We start from the raw sequence: 16,345 nt of genomic DNA, 5'->3' as shown, positions 1-16,345 counted from the left end.
CATTTAAAGGCATTGTTATGAAGAAAATACTTTTATCACTGCTGACCGCTATCATGCTAATAGGCAGCAGTTCACCCGTTATGGCCAAGAAAGACGATGGGTCTCAGGTTCAGCCAGATAACTATTACCCTCGGGTGAAAATAGAAACCACCATGGGCGATATTGTGGTTGAACTGGACAGAAGACGTGCGCCAATTACCGTAAATAACTTTCTTCGTTATGTTGATAAGCGCGCCTACGAAGACACCATTTTTCACCGCATCGTGCCTGGTTTTGTTGTGCAAGGTGGTGGTTATACGGCAGACTTCAACGGAAAGTCGAACTTTCCAGATATCTTCAATGAGTCTGGTAACGGTTTGACTAACGACCTGCACACTATTGCAATGGCAAGACAAGGTGACCCGCATACCGCAAACCGACAATTTTTCTTCAACGTGAATGACAACAGCAGCTTAAACCCCGGAAGAGACTGGGGCTACGCGGTTTTTGGCGTAATTGTTGAAGGCGAAGATATTGTTGATGCCATGTCGGAAGTAGAAACTGAATATTCGATTCGCCTTAACGCGAATAACGTACCCATTGAGCCGATCATTATTAAAAAGATGACCGTGTTACCGCCCTTATAGCGATTAACAGATACAAACAGCCATAAAGAGCAATGCTTTATGGCTGTAATTCCAACCTGAACAAATGCTGTTTTGGGAACGTTTTGTCGAAGTAAAAGCCCTGCTTGTTAAATCCTAAGCGCTGTAAAAGCTTCTGCGACGCCATATTTTCTGGGTGCGTCATGGCTGTTAAAAAACGATAGCCCTTAGAGGCAGACCACGCTATAACACACTGACATGCCTCATAACATATACCCTTGCCTCTTGCTTCAGGCAGCATTGCAAAGCCTAAATCTGGACATTCAAATGCAAAGCGATTGAAGAGACCACAAACCCCTAACGGTTGTTTGGTTTCGGTTAATTCGACAGCCAGCAGGCCATACCCCCACTCTTCGCGCTGCGCATTTGTTTTGCCAATGTAGTCACACGCATCGTCTACTGTATCGACATTTTTACTTCCAATGTATCTAAGCCATAGCGGGTCCTGCTGCAGCGCAAGTACCCAGTGTTTATCATCAAAAGTAAGCGGCCGTAGCGTTATTTTATCGTTTGTAAAAATAGCGATGTTTGTGTTCACACTAATCCTTTTAGCAAAGTTTTTATGACGCGCATGTAGTACTCGCTTTTGTACCTCTACATTTGAACGTATAACTAGAAGTAAGACCTAAGGCAAACACTATCTCTTTGATAGAAGCCTGTCTATGTGCTCAAAGTGGTCTGGGTTGACCACTGCCGCGCGGGGGTACTTCGGGTTCGCTCTGTCGTTTACTCTTGGGTGCTCCCACAATGATGTATGGGCGATAAATCGCTCGGCTTCCTCTATACCACCGTGCTCTAAGCATCCACTCAAGCATGTATCTACGTACGTTTGATGTACGGGATAGGCGTCATTTGCCTGTGTACAGTAGAGTGTTTCGCAAATCCAAAAGGTAAATTGTGCAAGCACATCGTCTAGAGACGCAGAACCCTTGTGTTGATGAAAGTTGAGTGCTTTAGCGCTTACTTCGACAAACCGATAGTCTTTTTCTCTCTCCTGTAAGGCAGGGTTAATTTGTGTTGGGATAAGCTGGGCGTTTAATTTGCTATGCGCATTGGCCACGGCGCCAACGTAAGTCTGCTTTTCATGAAGACTTCGCGTCACCCATGCCCTTTCGAAGCCAGAAACCGTCACAGGGATCCCTGGTGTAAAAATGTTGGAGTAGCGCTCTCGGCTGTCTTTGCTAAGTAAGCTTCCATAACCTAACACCATGTGTTTTTCGGTTTGCGTACTTAGCCAATTCGCTATGTCATTCATTTTCACCTCTACTTCACAACCGCTCGACGTTTAACATCTTAAGCATGTTTATCTTTGCAGTTTATTCAACTAGAAAAAATCGTACTGACCACTTTCCCCTAGTATAAAAAAAGGCGATGTACTGAGAGCCCCAATACATCGCCTTGTATACCGCAGTGGAGTTGTTTAATTAAAACAACGCTCTCACACCCATAGTAAAGTTTCTACCTGGAAGCGGTGCTTGGTCTTTTAAGAAAGATGTATGAACACGGGCTTCCTCGTCAGTTAGGTTTTCACCGCGCGCAAACACTACCCAGTCAATGCCCTGTGTGCCAAATTCATATTGCACGCTTGCGTTAACCAAGGTGTAACCGTCGGTTGCAGTCTCAAATGACGCAACTTCATTTTGGTCGTCGTACCACGTAAAGCCAACGTCAGCACTTAAACCATCGTTCACGTAGCTTAATTCACTACCAAAGCGCATAGGCGGCGTGCGGGGAAGGTTGTCGTCTTCTATTTCTGCGCGGATATAGTCACCAAATACGGTTAAGCGTAGCGTGTCTGTTAAATCAACGTAAGTTTCTGCTTCAAAGCCCCAGATGTCAGCGTCAGCCTGTTGGAAATAATAAATTGGCAAGCCTTCTCCATCGCCGTGTTCATCATGTCCATGTTCTTCGTGCTCGCCTTCTAATCCTTCCTCTTCGTGCTCATCGTGTTCTTCGTGCTCGCTGAGCGCAATTAAGCCTGTGCTTGTTTGGAAGATATAGTCATCTGCCTGATTGTAAAAGAAAGACGCACTGTAGCCCCAGCTTCCGGTAAACTTACGGAAAGTAATATCTAGGTTGGTACTAACTTCTTCTTTTACGCCTTTAAGTGTTTCTTCGATATGGCCTTCCTCGTCCATATCAAATACTAGACCTACTTCGTAGCTTTGCGTTGCTAAATGCTGGCCAGCAGAGAAAAGTTCTTGTTGGCTTGGTGCACGTTCGCTGCGTGATAGGGTTACGGCAATTGAGTGACCTTCCTGGTATTCCCAGTTAGCGCCCGCTGAAAGTGATAGGCTGGTGAAGTCGTAGTCAGGGAAGTTGAAAGCAACAGCATGCTCTTCGTGTTCTTCACCCTCATGTTCCTCATCGTGCTCCTCGCCTTCGTGCTCCTCACCTTCATGCTCATCATGCTCTTCATGTAAAACGTCAAGTTCTACTTCGCTTGCGTCAGCATCCAAAGTCGTTCGCTCTAGTCGGCCACCAAGCTCAAAGGTTACATCACCTACTTTCTTTTGTTCTATAACATAAAGTGCGTAGCTCGATGTAGTATTAGCTGGGGTAAAGGCTTCTTCGCCCACGGCATTGTAGTCACTATGATTAAACTGTAGCCCGAATACGCCGTGCCAGCCGTTCACTTCTTCGTGATAAGCAGACAGGCGAATGTCGCTCGACTCATTAGTAAATACGGTACCTGGTTCACCGTCTTCAATCTCAGCATGCTCGTAATCAGTGTAAGCTGCCGCAAATTTAAGGTTTGTAAGTCCACGTACTGGAGAGTGCCACTCACCGGCTGCTTGATAACGGGTCATATCTACATCAAGTAACACGCCTTCTTCAGCGTGTTCTTCAAGGTCGTGGTCTTCGCCCTCATGCTCTTCGTCGTGCTCTTCCTCACCATGAGCATGACTATGGCCAGGTACGCCATATTTATTGTCGAGTTGTTCCACAGCAAAACCGAAGTAGCCTTCTTCGGCCACGTAAGATAAACCTGCAACGACGTTACGCGTCTCCATTGCGCTGCTTTCTAGGACACCGTTTGGTTCATCTTCATCGGGTTCGATAGACGCAAAGCCCGGAATATCCGCGTTGTCTGTATCGCGATAAAACCCGTCGACATGCCATACAATATTGCCACTGCCACCCGTTACATCTGCACGGGTATACGAGCCGTTATTCACTGTGCTGTAGCTAGTTTCAGCTTCGCCTTCTACGCCGTCTAACTGATACTGAGGAATACGTTTGTCAACCACGTTAACCACACCACCAATAGCGCCACTGCCGTATTGGAGTGTTGCAGGGCCTCGAAGCACTTCCACCTGGGTTGCGCTTGAGAGGGTAGTTGCTACGTTATGATCTGGCCCAACGCGAGATACGTCAGAAACATCCAAACCGTTTTGAACAATCTTGACACGCGGGCCGTCGTTACCGCGAATAACTGGGCTGCTTGAAACCGGGCCAAAATAAGTGCTGTGCACACCAGGCGCGTTTTTTAGGGTTTCCCCTAAGGTTGGTGCTTCTATTTTACGTAATTTTTCAGCACCAATGACGGTCACTGGCGTAACAGATTCCAGTACTGATGATTGAAGCGCATTGGCGGTAACCACGATATTTTCGACGGATGCAGGCTTTAAAACGAAATCTACATTTTGATCCGTATTTACGTCGCCTAAGTCGTTATCACCATGAATGTAGTTTGAAGAATAAACATGTAAATGAATATGTGGCTGCTTTACATCGTCAAAACGGTAAATACCATTTGCATCGGTGTATGCTACACGGCGGCTGCCTTCAATCTTTACTTCAGCCCCTGCAACAGGTTGCCCTGCCGTGTCGGTGACTTTTCCCGTTACTGTGGTGGCATACACAGGCGCACTTAACAGCCCTGCTATGGACAAACTTAGCAGCGAACGCATTTTCATGGGTATTCCTCTGAGGATGTTATAACATTATCTAGTGATGTTATAACATTTTTCAGCATTGCCGTGCTCATGTCAACCGCAGGCCAATGTAAGTTACCCCTTATCTACGCTAATTTAATGTTTTGTAACTATTTAGGTGCAAAGCCTTCGCTTTTCTGCCCCATTAAAAGTCTCTAAGCTCTGCTTACCGTGAAGTTGATCACTTCTTGAATGTGTTTTGCATTGGTTTTAAGCATAAGCAAACGATCGATGCCCAGCGCCACACCCGCACACGGTGGCAAACCTGCGTCAAGCGCACTTAGAAAGTTTTCATCAATGGGCTTAGTGGAAAGGCCATGTTCTTCGCGCTTTCTGTTATCCGTTTCAAAGCGCAGCCGCTGCTCTTTTGCTGCACTTAACTCATGAAAACCGTTAGCAAGTTCAGCGCCTTGGTAATACACCTCAAAGCGTTCGGCAACCCGTTCATCAACAGGGCTTAGTTTGGCAAGCGCCGCCTGAGAAGCAGGGAAATCGTAGATGAAGCACGGTTTTTCGTTACCGATTTTAGGTTCGATTACATAGCTGAATAACAGTTGTAACTTGCTGTCATAACTTAGATTTTGCGGCGCATGAATATCTATGTTCTGCTCTTCCATTGCCTTTAACAAAACGTCGTTATCAGCACTTAACGGGTCAATATTTAAATAGGTTTGAAAAGCTTTCTGATACGTCATCTTATCGGCCGAAGCCGTGTTTAAGGTTTCTTGCAGCAAGGCGTCAACCTCGTCCATTAGCGCAAAATGATCAAAACCTAAGCGGTACCACTCTAGCATGGTAAACTCTGGGTTGTGCCAGCGCCCTTCACCTTCATGGCGAAACGCTTTACACACTTGATAAATACTACCGCTGTCAGCGCACAGTAACCGCTTCATGGCATATTCAGGGGAAGTTTGAAGATACAGCGTAGTTGGCTTACCGGATGAGGCAAAATTGAATTGTGTATCAAACGCATCTAAATGCTCATCGGTAACCGTACCGTTTGAAAGTAAAGGCGTATCGACCTCTAACACGTTTCTTGCGTAAAAAAACTCACGGATTGTTCTGAGTAATTCTGCTCGCGCAACACGGGCTTCAAGAGTGGTAGTAGGCTGCCAAGATTGCATGTATTCAAACCTAAGAAGAATAGCTAAAACAAAAAACCGGTACACTAAGGCACCGGCTTTACACGTATACAGAATGTCTCAGATATTATTTTTGTGCGCGAGACACGTATTCGCCAGAGCGCGTATCTACACGGATAACTTCGCCTGTTTGAACGAATAGAGGAACGCGAACAACTGCACCAGTGCTAAGCGTTGCTGGCTTACCACCAGTACCTGCTGTATCACCTTTAAGACCAGGATCAGTTTCAGTGATTTCAAGCTCAACGAAGTTTGGCGGCGTTACTGTGATAGGTGAACCGTTCCACAGTGTAATGGTGCAAACGTCGTTTTCTACCAACCACTTGGTATTCTCGCCTACCGCTTTTTCATCTGCAGCGATTTGTTCGAATGTATCGTTGTTCATAAAGTGGTAGAATTCGCCGTCGGTGTACAAGTAGGCAAGTTCCGTATCCATTACGTCAGCGCCTTCTACTGATTCACCTGAGCGGAAAGTTTTTTCTAAAACTTTACCTGAAATAAGCTTGCGGATTTTTACGCGGTTAAACGCTTGGCCCTTACCCGGCTTTACGTATTCGTTTTCTAGAATGTTGCAAGGTTCGCCGTCCAGCATGATTTTCAGGCCGCCTTTGAACTCGTTAGTGCTGTAATTAGCCATAATTCCTCTGTCTAAACATAAGGTACAAAAAGTTTCGTGGAACAAATAATACCTAAAAAACCGATTTCTGTAGAGCATAACTGGCAAAAAGAATTAGCAAGTAGCTTTACTGATCCTGCAAAGCTATTGCAACACTTAGGTTTAGACCAAGAAAAATACGCACAACACATTAAAGCACGTCGTCTTTTTCCTATGCGTGTTCCACGACATTTTGTGGATCTGATGGAAAAAGAAAATCCCAACGACCCGCTGTTTTTGCAAGTCATGCCGCTCAGCGATGAATTCCTAACATCACCCGGTTATAGCGAAGATCCGTTAGACGAGCACGACACCGCAGGCAAAGGCATACTGCACAAATACGATTCTCGCGTGTTGTTAATGGTTCGCACTGGCTGTGCAGTAAACTGCCGTTACTGTTTTCGACGCCATTTTCCTTATGCCGACAATGCGGTAAGTAAGCACCAATGGCTTGATGTGCTTGAATACCTTCGCAGTAATAACAAAATTAATGAGGTGATTTTTTCAGGTGGCGACCCACTGATGGCGAAAGATGATCATTTGTCATGGTTAGCCAACGAAATTGCCGCCATTCCCCATATAAAACGACTGCGTATTCATAGCCGTCTGCCGGTAGTGCTACCAGAACGAATTAGCCATGACTTCGTTGAATGGTTTAGCGCATTGCCGCTTCAAAAAGTATTAGTGCTGCACGCAAACCACGCAAATGAGATGTCAGAAACGCTAAAATCCCGATTAAGCACACTACGAGAGAGAGGTGTGACTCTGCTCAATCAATCGGTATTGCTAAAAGGCGTAAACGATTCCGGCGATGCCATAAGTGATTTAAGTGAAACGCTATTTGAGGCTGGAGTACTGCCCTATTACTTGCACGTGTTAGATAAAGTGCAGGGTGCGAGTCATTTTTATGTGAGTGATGATGAAGGCCGCGCAATTATGGAAGAAGCGATAAAGCGCCTGCCGGGCTTCTTGGTGCCAAAACTGGTGAGAGAAATTGGCGGTCAACCCGGCAAAACGCCTATCGACTTACATTTGCATCCGTAACTTACGCGTAGGTATCAATGTTGGCGCCTAACGCGGGGTTTGAAGATGACGTTTTTGGTACGTCAGCGGCTGATTCCAGCAGCTGAAGCGACGCTTTTCCCTCTTGCTCTTGCTGGCTTTTTGCCAGCTTAAGAGAGGCCAACTCAAGTGACGCACCGGACGTTCCAGAGGCACTAGTACCTTGTAGATCCATACCATTTTCCTTTGTTGCTTGTAGCAAAGTAAAAAAATGGGCAGAATTGCCCACCCTTACGGCGTGTTGTCCATTACATAAATAGCAAGCGGCTCAATTACCCGCAGACTTCGTAATTTACAACTGACTTCAGGTTATCGGCCTTGAAAGGCGAAACTTTAATCATTATTTACCGTGATACATTCGGCGTAGCATATAATGATAGCTGCGCAATATATATGAACATTAAGTGTGCGGCTAACGCGTGCACCGGATTACATTAGAAACAAAAGGCGTGACCATGCAACAGAGCCAAGAGATGCAAGCTGTCCATCAACAACTTCAAGAAACACTTCAAACGCTGCACCGCAAAGCTGTTGATGCCGACCAAATACTAGATAGTTTACAGCGCGATCAAAAAGGGAAGTTTGCAGCCGTTTTCGCAGATGACAGTGGGTTTAGCACATCAGCAAAACGCTTTGGTCCATATGTTCAAGAGATTGCAAATGACTGGCAATCGCTAAAGGAACTGGATGATGATGCGGCCAAACAAGCCCTAGCGCCATTAGTTAAAAAAATAGAGCTGGCGCTGGTGACCATTGCGCAATTTCAGCAATCCCTATCTAAAAGCTAACGCGGGCTAAAATATATCTATAAACGAAAAGCCCGCTTTATTTGCGGGCTTTTTTTGAAATTAGCTTCTCGCTTACGGCGAACTCTCACGCGCCTTACCGCTTATTTTTGATAAAGCGGTAGCAAGGCAATTCTCCGCTTAATTTCCTGCACTTCTTTTAAGTACGCTTTACTGTCCACCCGCTGATACTGCTCGGTAAACGCTTGCTTACTTAAGCCTTCGGGAAGGCCTTCAATAGGCGGGATGATTTCAAGTTCACTTTGAATGCGCGCAATCGCGTTTTGCACTTCCATCGCAGTATTTGGATGGGTAGCAACCTTTGCAAACTCAGTACCCGACATATCTGCCGCTAAGTCTACAAAACTATAGCCCGAACCACCGTTGCCCCGGTCCATTAGTTCTTTAAACTCGCCAATTGCTAAGGACATACCTTGTTCAGCCATTAACTCTAATGCAGCAGAAATAATGAAGTGACGAGCCAAATCGTTGCGTTTGTGCAGCACGGCACCTCTGCGAGGCTTTAACGCCTTTTCGGAATCTGGCTGTATGTCGCCCACCAGAGCCCCAACACGATGATGCCCAACGTAAACCGCTAAAGCGAGGATTACCGCATTATTATGCAGTACTGCATCATCAGGGGATTGGCTTTGCTCTCTCGCTCGTGCCATCCCTTCGCGCAAGTATTCAATAAGGGATACAGGTTTACTTGATAAGGCTATTTCTCTGCCAGACAAATAACGTAAATAGTACGCAGATAACTGCTGAAGCTCGGTCTGTTCGCTTACCGACATATTCGACGCCACCACGTTTAACTCGCTTAGCAGCTCATCTAATCGCCCGACATCTAAAGTAAGCTCACCGCTTCGCATGGTTACACGTTCCACCCTCGATAACGCAATGGTGGCTATTTTTGATTGCGTATAAGAGTTCACCGTACGCTCTAAAAACCCAAGTAAAAAACGACCCGGAATGGTTAAGTCACCAACTTGGACTTGCTCTATACGCAAGCTATCTCCAGGCAGCACTAGCGCTGACGCATTTACGTAATACCCCGTATTGTTGATAGCGTAAGTGACATTAATGGTTCCCGCCACCGGCGTAATATTCACTACGCCCTTAAAATCAGGTAAAGCACGCTGTAACACACCCACTAAGCTTTCGACTTGGGTTTCGGTGAGCGTAACTTGATGCCCCTCTTCTCGGCGGGAAAACGCCTGTTGCAGCTGACCGAGGAGTTCATTAACGCTATCAGCACCATCTAGCTGCGTGGGCGCTGTCGATGCGACTAATGGCGTTTTTTGCACAGCCATAACCGTAATCGTAGCAACGCTTACTACAAGCAGAACAACAATGATGGCAAGAGTAATCAAAAGCCATTTTACGCTACGCAAAATCATGAGAAATCAGCTGTACCTGTCATAACAATGAATAAAAAATAAGTTAGCGCCTCTGGCGTTCTTTGCTGTAAAACAAAGAAAGTTACGCCCTAACGTGCTGGTTATACTACGTTATCTATTTTCGCGCCACCAGTGACAAGTGGCACGACAAGTCGGCAATTAACCACCACCGCATTCGCTAAAAAACGAGTTCGCAGTCCACCCAGTCTTTCAAGCTTGTATACCGCACTGTGGCACCAGACAAGTCATGATGTTTCGACAAATCCGTGGGTATCACAACGCAGGCTAGGTTTACAGCAAGTGCCGCTGTCATGCCGGTTTGCGTGTCTTCAATTGCCACACATTCACCGGGTATTTTTCCTAGCTTGTCCATTGCAAGCGCGTAACAATCAGGTGCTGGTTTGCTGTTTTCGACATCTTCCACGGCAACCACGCAAGAAATATAAGCACTTAAACCATACTGAGATAAGGTTTTTTCCACCGACTTTTTACTTCCCCCAGTCACAATGCCAATGGTGTAACCTTTGTTTGCACAATGTTCAATGGTTTCTTTAGCAAACGGCATTAAGGGAAAAGCTTGCTTATCTAAGTAGTCGCTAATGCTTTTGTGTTTTTGCTCTGCTAGCTGCTGCGGCGCTACATCAATATTAAAATGTTCGACGAGATCGACAGCATTTTGCTTTACTGGAATACCCGCCATCACTTCACAATAAAAATCCTCGCTTAATTCAACATCGTACCCCAGCAAAATGTCTTTCCACAGGTCAAAATGTACGGATTCTGAGTCAATAAGGGTACCGTCGTGATCAAATAATAGCGTTGTGGTTTTGTCGCTTACCGCTAACTGGCGGGTTGATGAAGAAACTGAGTGCAATGCCAAAATAAACCTCCTTGCTAGTTCAATACCGGTTTTGAAAACATATTGGGTGTCATCGATACCGAAAAAACGATAACACCTTTAGCCCCTGCTGCAGTGCTTTGTTAATAGTGATTGTTTGCATGCCATATGTCAGAACATGCCAGAACAGTGCCAGTCCTGTGATACACTGTGGCATTCACGAGCTAGAACATTTTCAACGTGGAGCAAATTGGGTGCTTTACCACATACTAGGCTTTGCCAGTGCCGCGCTGTTTTTACTGACATGGTTAGGATTATGGTCACAAATTAAGGCCATGACGCGCTTTCACGTGCCCGTTTCTAGCGAAAGTGACGATGCTAACCACAGTCTGTCACTTAACCAGTTTGGCTCTAGCTATTTTGCCTTTTTCTCAATTTTCCTATTTGGCATTTCGGTAGAGCCTTTCAACCATTACTTGGTGTGGACACGATTTGGCGCGCTCATACTTACGCTCATTATCATTTGGAAAATATGGCAACACAGGCGCACTACAATTTCAGGCTATGTTGCCGCTGTTGCTCTGCTAGCTCTCATTGGTGGCACACTTTCCATTGCTTTTCGCCCTTTCCCAACGCTTGCACAGCTTGGCGCAAATACCTTAATGCTGGTCGTTACCGTTATCTTATTTCAAGGTTCACTGCACCAGTGGTTTGTACTGCAGCGCAGACAAAAAGTGGGGTCGCTGTCATTTGCGCTGTTTCGCAATATATTGATAAAAGACGTTAGCACTTTATTGTTTGGCCTAACAATGCCATTAAGCCAAAGCTGGCCGCTACTTATCCTAAACGGCACCAGCGTAATTATGCGTGGCAGTATTTTATTGCAGATGCACAAACTAAAACGCCGAGAAATTTCCGTATCAGGATAGTATCTCGGCGTTTTCGATTTGCTTCATGTAGCGTTAAGGTTGCTTGTCTAGCGGTCGCTTGTTTGAACAGCGTTATCGATACAAGCTTCTATAAATAAGCACAAAAGCGGCGCGTTTCTGCAATCTACAACGCCACTTCAGCCATATTACCTTTGCTTTCAAGCCATGTTTTACGGTCGCCAGAACGCTTCTTAGCAAGAAGCATGTCCATCAACTCCATCATTTCTTCCGCGTCTTCAATGGTCAGCTGAACAAGGCGACGGGTGTTCGGGTCCATGGTTGTTTCGCGAAGCTGTAGCGGGTTCATTTCACCCAAGCCTTTAAAGCGCTGTACGTTGACTTTACCGCGTTTCTTTTCCGCTTCAATTCGGTCAAGAATGCCCTGCTTCTCGCCTTCATCTAGCGCGTAATACACCTCTTTGCCTACATCTATTCTAAATAGCGGCGGCATAGCGACATACACATGGCCTTGCTCTACCAAGGTTCTGAAGTGACGTACAAAGAGCGCACATAGTAACGTTGCAATGTGTAGCCCATCGGAGTCAGCATCGGCAAGAATACAAATTTTACCGTAGCGTAAACCAGACAGGTCGGTTGAATCTGGGTCGATACCCAGCGCAACTGAAATATCGTGAATTTCCTGTGATGCCAATACCTGAGAAGAGTCAACTTCCCAGCTATTTAAGATTTTACCGCGCAGCGGCATAATTGCCTGAAACTCTCGGTCTCGCGCTTGCTTGGCCGAGCCCCCCGCCGAGTCACCCTCTACTAAAAACAGTTCAGAGTAAGAAATATCTTGCGATGAGCAGTCGGTCAGTTTGCCTGGAAGTGCAGGCCCTTGAGTGACCTTTTTACGGGCAACCTTTTTGGTTTGACGCAGACGGCGCTGTGCATTGTTGATACACATTTCAGCAAGCGCTTCAGCAATTTCAGTGTGTTGGTTTAACCAAAGGCTGAATGCGTCTTTCACTACACCTGATACAAACGCGCTGGCCTGACGTGAAGACAAGCGTTCTTTAGTTTGACCAGCAAACTGTGGGTCCTGCATCTTAGTCGACAGGATATAGGCACAGCGGTCCCAAATATCATCAGGCGATAACTTAACGCCACGAGGCATTAAGTTTCTAAATTCGCAAAATTCGCGCATGGACTCTAGTAAGCCTTGGCGCAACCCGTTAACGTGTGTACCGCCTTGCGCTGTAGGGATAAGGTTAACGTAGCTTTCCGTTACCAAATCACCACCTTCAGGCAACCACATTACAGCCCAATCGGCGGCTTCTGTGTTGCCACTAAATGTACCTACAAATGGCGTGTCAGACGGCAAGGTTTCAAACTCTTCTACCGCTTGGTAGAGGTAGTCTTTAAGACCGTCTTCGTAATACCACTCTTGGCTTTCTTTGGTGATCTTGTTGTCGAAACGAATGCGCAGACCCGGGCTTAATACCGCTTTAGCGCGCAAGTTGTGCACAAGTCGACTGGCTGAGAATTTAGCCGAATCGAAATATTGCGGGTCAGGCCAGAAGTGAACACGAGTTCCTGTATTGCGCTTACCGCAGGTATCAATAACTTGTAAGTCTTCGACTTTGTCGCCGTTTTCAAAGGCAATTTGGTATACGTTACTGTCTCGTCGAATAGTTACTTCTACGCGAGTTGAAAGCGCGTTAACTACCGAGATCCCCACCCCGTGAAGACCACCAGAGAAGGCATAGTTTTTATTTGAAAATTTACCACCCGCGTGAAGCTTACATAGAATAAGCTCTACGCCTGATATCCCTTCTTCAGGGTGGATATCTACCGGCATACCACGACCATCGTCGATAACTTCTAACGATTGGTCTTCATGCAAAATTACTTTGATGTTAGAGGCGTGCCCAGCAAGCGCTTCATCCACACTGTTATCGATGACTTCCTGACCCAAGTGATTTGGGCGGGTAGTGTCGGTATACATACCAGGGCGGCGTTTTACGGGGTCAAGGCCGTTTAAAACCTCGATAGCATCTGAATTGTATTGATTTGACATAGTTATGGTTGTTATTTAAGCCAGCGACAAAGAAAGAGGTACGCGGCGCTTAAGCATAGCGCCGCAGAGCATAGGATTGATGTTAGCAGGGCGAGTACAGACTGGCAATGCGCTTATTTCAGCAAAAACTCGGCAATAGCAGGCAAGTGATTTTCGTAACCTACAAAGCTGTGATCGCCGCCTTCTTCAATAACCAGATGACTTTGTGCGTACTTTTCAGCCGCTAAGCGGTAATCCAGTGTTTCATCCTCGGTCTGAAGTAGCACTTTGTAATTGCCTGGCGTTTTAATTGAGGCAGCTTCTAATGCTTGGATCACCCCCATATCGCTTTCTACTATTTCAAACTTTTCTTTGCTGTAAGGGTTTTCGTGGGCACCGATAAACCCTTGCAATAGCTCGTAAGGGCGAACAGCGGGATTGATTAACACGGCTTTGCCACCAAACTTTTCAAGCAAAAACGTAGAGAGATACCCCCCCATTGAACTGCCAATAAGTTTCAGCCCGTTTTCAAGCAGTGCCGGTGTGTTCTCAATAAGTGAAATTAGCTGGTCTTCCACTTTGCTAGGAAAATTAGACAGCTCAGGAATGTGCAAGGTAACGTTTAAGTGATGCTGCTCAAAATACGCTTTGGTGGCTTGCGCCTTAATGGATTTCGGCGAACTTAAAAAGCCGTGGAGATATAAAATGTGCTGCATATTTTTCTCTACTCTGTGTTCTCTGTTCTTTTTTGTTTCTTTGTTTGCTCTAAACTCGATGCGAGTATGAAACGGGTTTTAACGCCAAACGCACCTAGCGCATCCTTCAAAGCCAAGCTCGACTGAGCTAAACCCTAACAACGGTAACGTTTACCGTGCCATCACCCATTAAACTCATCACCTGATACCCCGGCGCTTCATTGCTAGCACCAAACTCGGGCCGCATTTCCCACTGCCAACATGTAGAAGGGCTGCCGTAAGAAGGCGTATTGTGTTTTCCTATCTGCTGGCGCAACGGCGAATGCACGTGGCCGTGTAGGAAGGCTTTTATCTGCGGATATTCATCTGTAAGCGATACTAACCGCTGAGCATCAACCAAAGAGTGCTTATCCATCCAACTGTTTGAAGGCAATATGTGATGATGAAGCGCAACAAGATGATTTGTCTGCGGCGACGTAGTTAACGATTGCTCAAGCGCCTGTATATCGCTTTCTTTTACTCCCCCCGCTGCCGTATGCATATTACTTGTAGCGCGGGTATCCATGCCGTGTATTTGCCAATTGCACAAGCTTAACGAGTCATTGTTTTGTAAGTGCCGACTGCCAACGTACTTTTCGAAGTACGGATTATTGTCATGGTTTCCCGCCAGCACAAACCATTCTATATTTGCTGGCTCAATATGTTGCTCCATCAATGCAATAAAATGCTGATAGCTCTCAGGGGAATTATCGCCGCTAATATCCCCAGTAACCAGCACGACTACTTGGTGCTTTGCTCTCTGTTCTGGCTCACTGGCAACTTCTTGAACAATGTAATTTTGGATATCAGAAAGCACGCGTGCTAGTGAATCATAGGGCGCGATGCCCGCATATCCCGTCTTATCTTTGTCTTTTAGTAAGTGGCAATCACTTAGCTGAATGAGTGTTATCACGCTTCAGAAGTAACGTTTGAGGAGTGTTGCAAACAGAAGTTTAGCCATTCAGCTAAAAAGATATTCACCATGTGCTTTTCGTTACGCTGGCGCATTTTTAAATTCGGATACTCGTACGACGGTTCAAGCGCTCCCGTATTTTGGCTATTAATAACCTCTGCCATACGCGCATCGTGATATAAGCGCACCGTCATGCTGGGCGTTAAATATGAGGGCATATCTTTAGTGGTTTGCTTAATGCTTAACGTACTGGTGTAGCGAGCAGACTCTACAATACGTATTTCATAAGACAGGCCGACACCAACCGAAAATTCATAGCTCAAATCTTCCGTATCGCAATCAGGCAAAATTCTCAGAACATGGGAATAGTTCAGTTCGCAAAGCGCCTGCATTGTAGGAAGATGAGGTACGTATTTTCGTTGATTGCGTTGTATCACGATGTCTGCCACTGCTCCAGAAGTTGTGTTTTGTGCATAAAGAACCATTGTAGCGCAATTACCGCTGCGGCGTTGTCAATATGGCCATTTTCCAACCATTCAAGGGCGGTATTTTCTTTTATTCGATGTACTTTAATGTCTTCAGACTCGCTTTCTAGGCCGTGAATGCCTTGCGCTTGGCTAGCATCAGTCTTTGCTATAAAAATGTGTAATCTTTCGGTCGTGCCGCCCGGGCTCGATAAATAACTCAGCGCTTTGGTTAATTTATCTAGGGTAATACCTGCCTCTTCCATCGACTCTCTATGGCATACAGACTCCGGTGTTTCTCCTTTGTCGATCATGCCCGCGATAATTTCTATTAACCAAGGGCTTGAAGATGTGGCTAATGCCCCAATTCTAACTTGCTCAATTAGCACGAACTCTTGGAGAACGGGGTCGTAGGGTAAGACTCCAACCGCATGACCGCGTTCAAATATTTCTCGCGTGACCGTGTCGCTCCATTCTCCATTAAAACACTTGTGCTTAAATTGATACTGATTCATGGTAAAGAAACCACGATACACTGGCCTAATGTCGGTGATTTCGACGTCATTTGAGGTAAATGAAAGGAATTCCTTGCTCATTTGCTGACACTTATGGTTCAAATAGATTTATCATACATAGTACATTTACACACCAACCATGTATACGCATGAAAAATGCGATACGGCGTGTGAGCGAATAACAGAAAACTCATATTACAAGTCGTCTATTACTATAATAATTGCGTGGGTAGATCACATATTCTGTTACAGTTAATCGAATACTGTTACGAGTTTGGACTTTCGGTTTGTGGTTGAATTTTCATACACTTGGTTTTAATAAGTCGT

The 16,345-nt window shown here is 45.7% G+C and carries 17 protein-coding genes; 4 read left to right on the top strand and 13 right to left on the bottom strand.

The features are described from left to right. Positions 1-17: 17 nt before the first annotated feature. Positions 18-626 (top strand): peptidylprolyl isomerase, encoded by a 609-nt coding sequence (locus tag MHN02_RS05190; protein ID WP_014975652.1) that lies wholly within the window; start codon positions 18-20, stop codon positions 624-626. Positions 627-663: 37 nt separating this feature from the next. Here the strand turns inward: MHN02_RS05190 and MHN02_RS05185 are convergent, their stop codons facing one another. The 5 genes from MHN02_RS05185 to efp form a co-directional block, all read right to left on the bottom strand. Next, complete coding sequence (locus MHN02_RS05185; protein ID WP_239244910.1) at positions 664-1,182, bottom strand: GNAT family N-acetyltransferase; 519 nt, start codon at positions 1,180-1,182, stop codon at positions 664-666. Positions 1,183-1,281: 99 nt separating this feature from the next. Beyond that, entirely contained in the window at positions 1,282-1,899 is a 618-nt protein-coding gene (locus MHN02_RS05180) for a gamma-glutamylcyclotransferase (protein ID WP_239244908.1), read from the bottom strand. A 169-nt stretch (positions 1,900-2,068) separates the two neighbouring features. Then, positions 2,069-4,564 carry a TonB-dependent receptor gene (locus tag MHN02_RS05175; protein WP_239244906.1) on the bottom strand — a complete coding sequence of 832 codons (2,496 nt, stop codon included), beginning with the start codon at positions 4,562-4,564 and terminating at the stop codon, positions 2,069-2,071. A 173-nt stretch (positions 4,565-4,737) separates the two neighbouring features. Continuing rightward, positions 4,738-5,727, bottom strand: coding sequence for an elongation factor P--(R)-beta-lysine ligase (gene epmA, locus MHN02_RS05170; RefSeq protein WP_336246519.1), 990 nt, complete (start codon positions 5,725-5,727; stop codon positions 4,738-4,740). Positions 5,728-5,791: 64 nt separating this feature from the next. Next, on the bottom strand, positions 5,792-6,361 hold the full coding sequence (efp, locus tag MHN02_RS05165) for an elongation factor P (RefSeq protein WP_014948217.1): 570 nt from the start codon (positions 6,359-6,361) through the stop codon (positions 5,792-5,794). A 36-nt stretch (positions 6,362-6,397) separates the two neighbouring features. Between efp and epmB the strand changes: the two genes are divergently transcribed. Continuing rightward, entirely contained in the window at positions 6,398-7,423 is a 1,026-nt protein-coding gene (epmB, locus tag MHN02_RS05160) for an EF-P beta-lysylation protein EpmB (RefSeq protein ID WP_014975646.1), read from the top strand. 1 nt (position 7,424) lies between these two features. Here epmB and MHN02_RS05155 read toward each other — a convergent pair whose 3' ends face one another. Further along, positions 7,425-7,616 carry a hypothetical protein gene (locus MHN02_RS05155; RefSeq protein ID WP_014948215.1) on the bottom strand — a complete coding sequence of 64 codons (192 nt, stop codon included), beginning with the start codon at positions 7,614-7,616 and terminating at the stop codon, positions 7,425-7,427. A gap of 280 nt (positions 7,617-7,896) precedes the next feature. Here MHN02_RS05155 and MHN02_RS05150 point away from each other — a divergent pair, with 280 nt between their 5' ends. Beyond that, positions 7,897-8,229 (top strand): hypothetical protein, encoded by a 333-nt coding sequence (locus MHN02_RS05150; protein WP_014975645.1) that lies wholly within the window; start codon positions 7,897-7,899, stop codon positions 8,227-8,229. Between the two features lie 101 nt (positions 8,230-8,330). Here MHN02_RS05150 and MHN02_RS05145 read toward each other — a convergent pair whose 3' ends face one another. Continuing rightward, the gene (locus tag MHN02_RS05145; protein WP_239244902.1) at positions 8,331-9,626 is read right to left on the bottom strand and encodes a hypothetical protein; all 1,296 of its coding nucleotides are present in this window, start codon (positions 9,624-9,626) and stop codon (positions 8,331-8,333) included. Positions 9,627-9,804: 178 nt separating this feature from the next. Continuing rightward, the gene (locus tag MHN02_RS05140) at positions 9,805-10,506 is read right to left on the bottom strand and encodes an HAD family phosphatase (protein ID WP_239244900.1); all 702 of its coding nucleotides are present in this window, start codon (positions 10,504-10,506) and stop codon (positions 9,805-9,807) included. A 212-nt stretch (positions 10,507-10,718) separates the two neighbouring features. Here MHN02_RS05140 and MHN02_RS05135 point away from each other — a divergent pair, with 212 nt between their 5' ends. After that, positions 10,719-11,393: a hypothetical protein gene (locus MHN02_RS05135; protein ID WP_039231969.1), complete on the top strand. Its 675-nt coding sequence runs from the start codon at positions 10,719-10,721 to the stop codon at positions 11,391-11,393. Between the two features lie 124 nt (positions 11,394-11,517). Here MHN02_RS05135 and parE read toward each other — a convergent pair whose 3' ends face one another. From parE to nudF, 5 genes are all read right to left on the bottom strand, one after another. Beyond that, a complete protein-coding gene (gene parE, locus MHN02_RS05130) occupies positions 11,518-13,413 on the bottom strand; it encodes a DNA topoisomerase IV subunit B (RefSeq protein ID WP_014975634.1) in 1,896 nt (631 codons plus the stop codon). A gap of 113 nt (positions 13,414-13,526) precedes the next feature. Then, the gene (locus MHN02_RS05125) at positions 13,527-14,108 is read right to left on the bottom strand and encodes a YqiA/YcfP family alpha/beta fold hydrolase (protein ID WP_014975633.1); all 582 of its coding nucleotides are present in this window, start codon (positions 14,106-14,108) and stop codon (positions 13,527-13,529) included. Between the two features lie 127 nt (positions 14,109-14,235). Continuing rightward, complete coding sequence (locus tag MHN02_RS05120) at positions 14,236-15,039, bottom strand: metallophosphoesterase (protein ID WP_014975632.1); 804 nt, start codon at positions 15,037-15,039, stop codon at positions 14,236-14,238. After that, entirely contained in the window at positions 15,036-15,431 is a 396-nt protein-coding gene (locus MHN02_RS05115; RefSeq protein WP_014978277.1) for a DUF1249 domain-containing protein, read from the bottom strand. Before MHN02_RS05115 ends, MHN02_RS05120 begins: the two co-directional genes overlap by 4 nt. Positions 15,432-15,472: 41 nt before the next feature. Then, a complete protein-coding gene (nudF, locus tag MHN02_RS05110) occupies positions 15,473-16,099 on the bottom strand; it encodes an ADP-ribose diphosphatase (RefSeq protein ID WP_014978276.1) in 627 nt (208 codons plus the stop codon). Positions 16,100-16,345: the final 246 nt, after the last annotated feature.

It is taken from the genome of Alteromonas sp. CNT1-28 (assembly GCF_022348345.1).
Taxonomy (GTDB): Bacteria; Pseudomonadota; Gammaproteobacteria; order Enterobacterales; family Alteromonadaceae; genus Alteromonas; species Alteromonas macleodii.
This window is presented reverse-complemented; position numbering and strand designations above follow the sequence as displayed.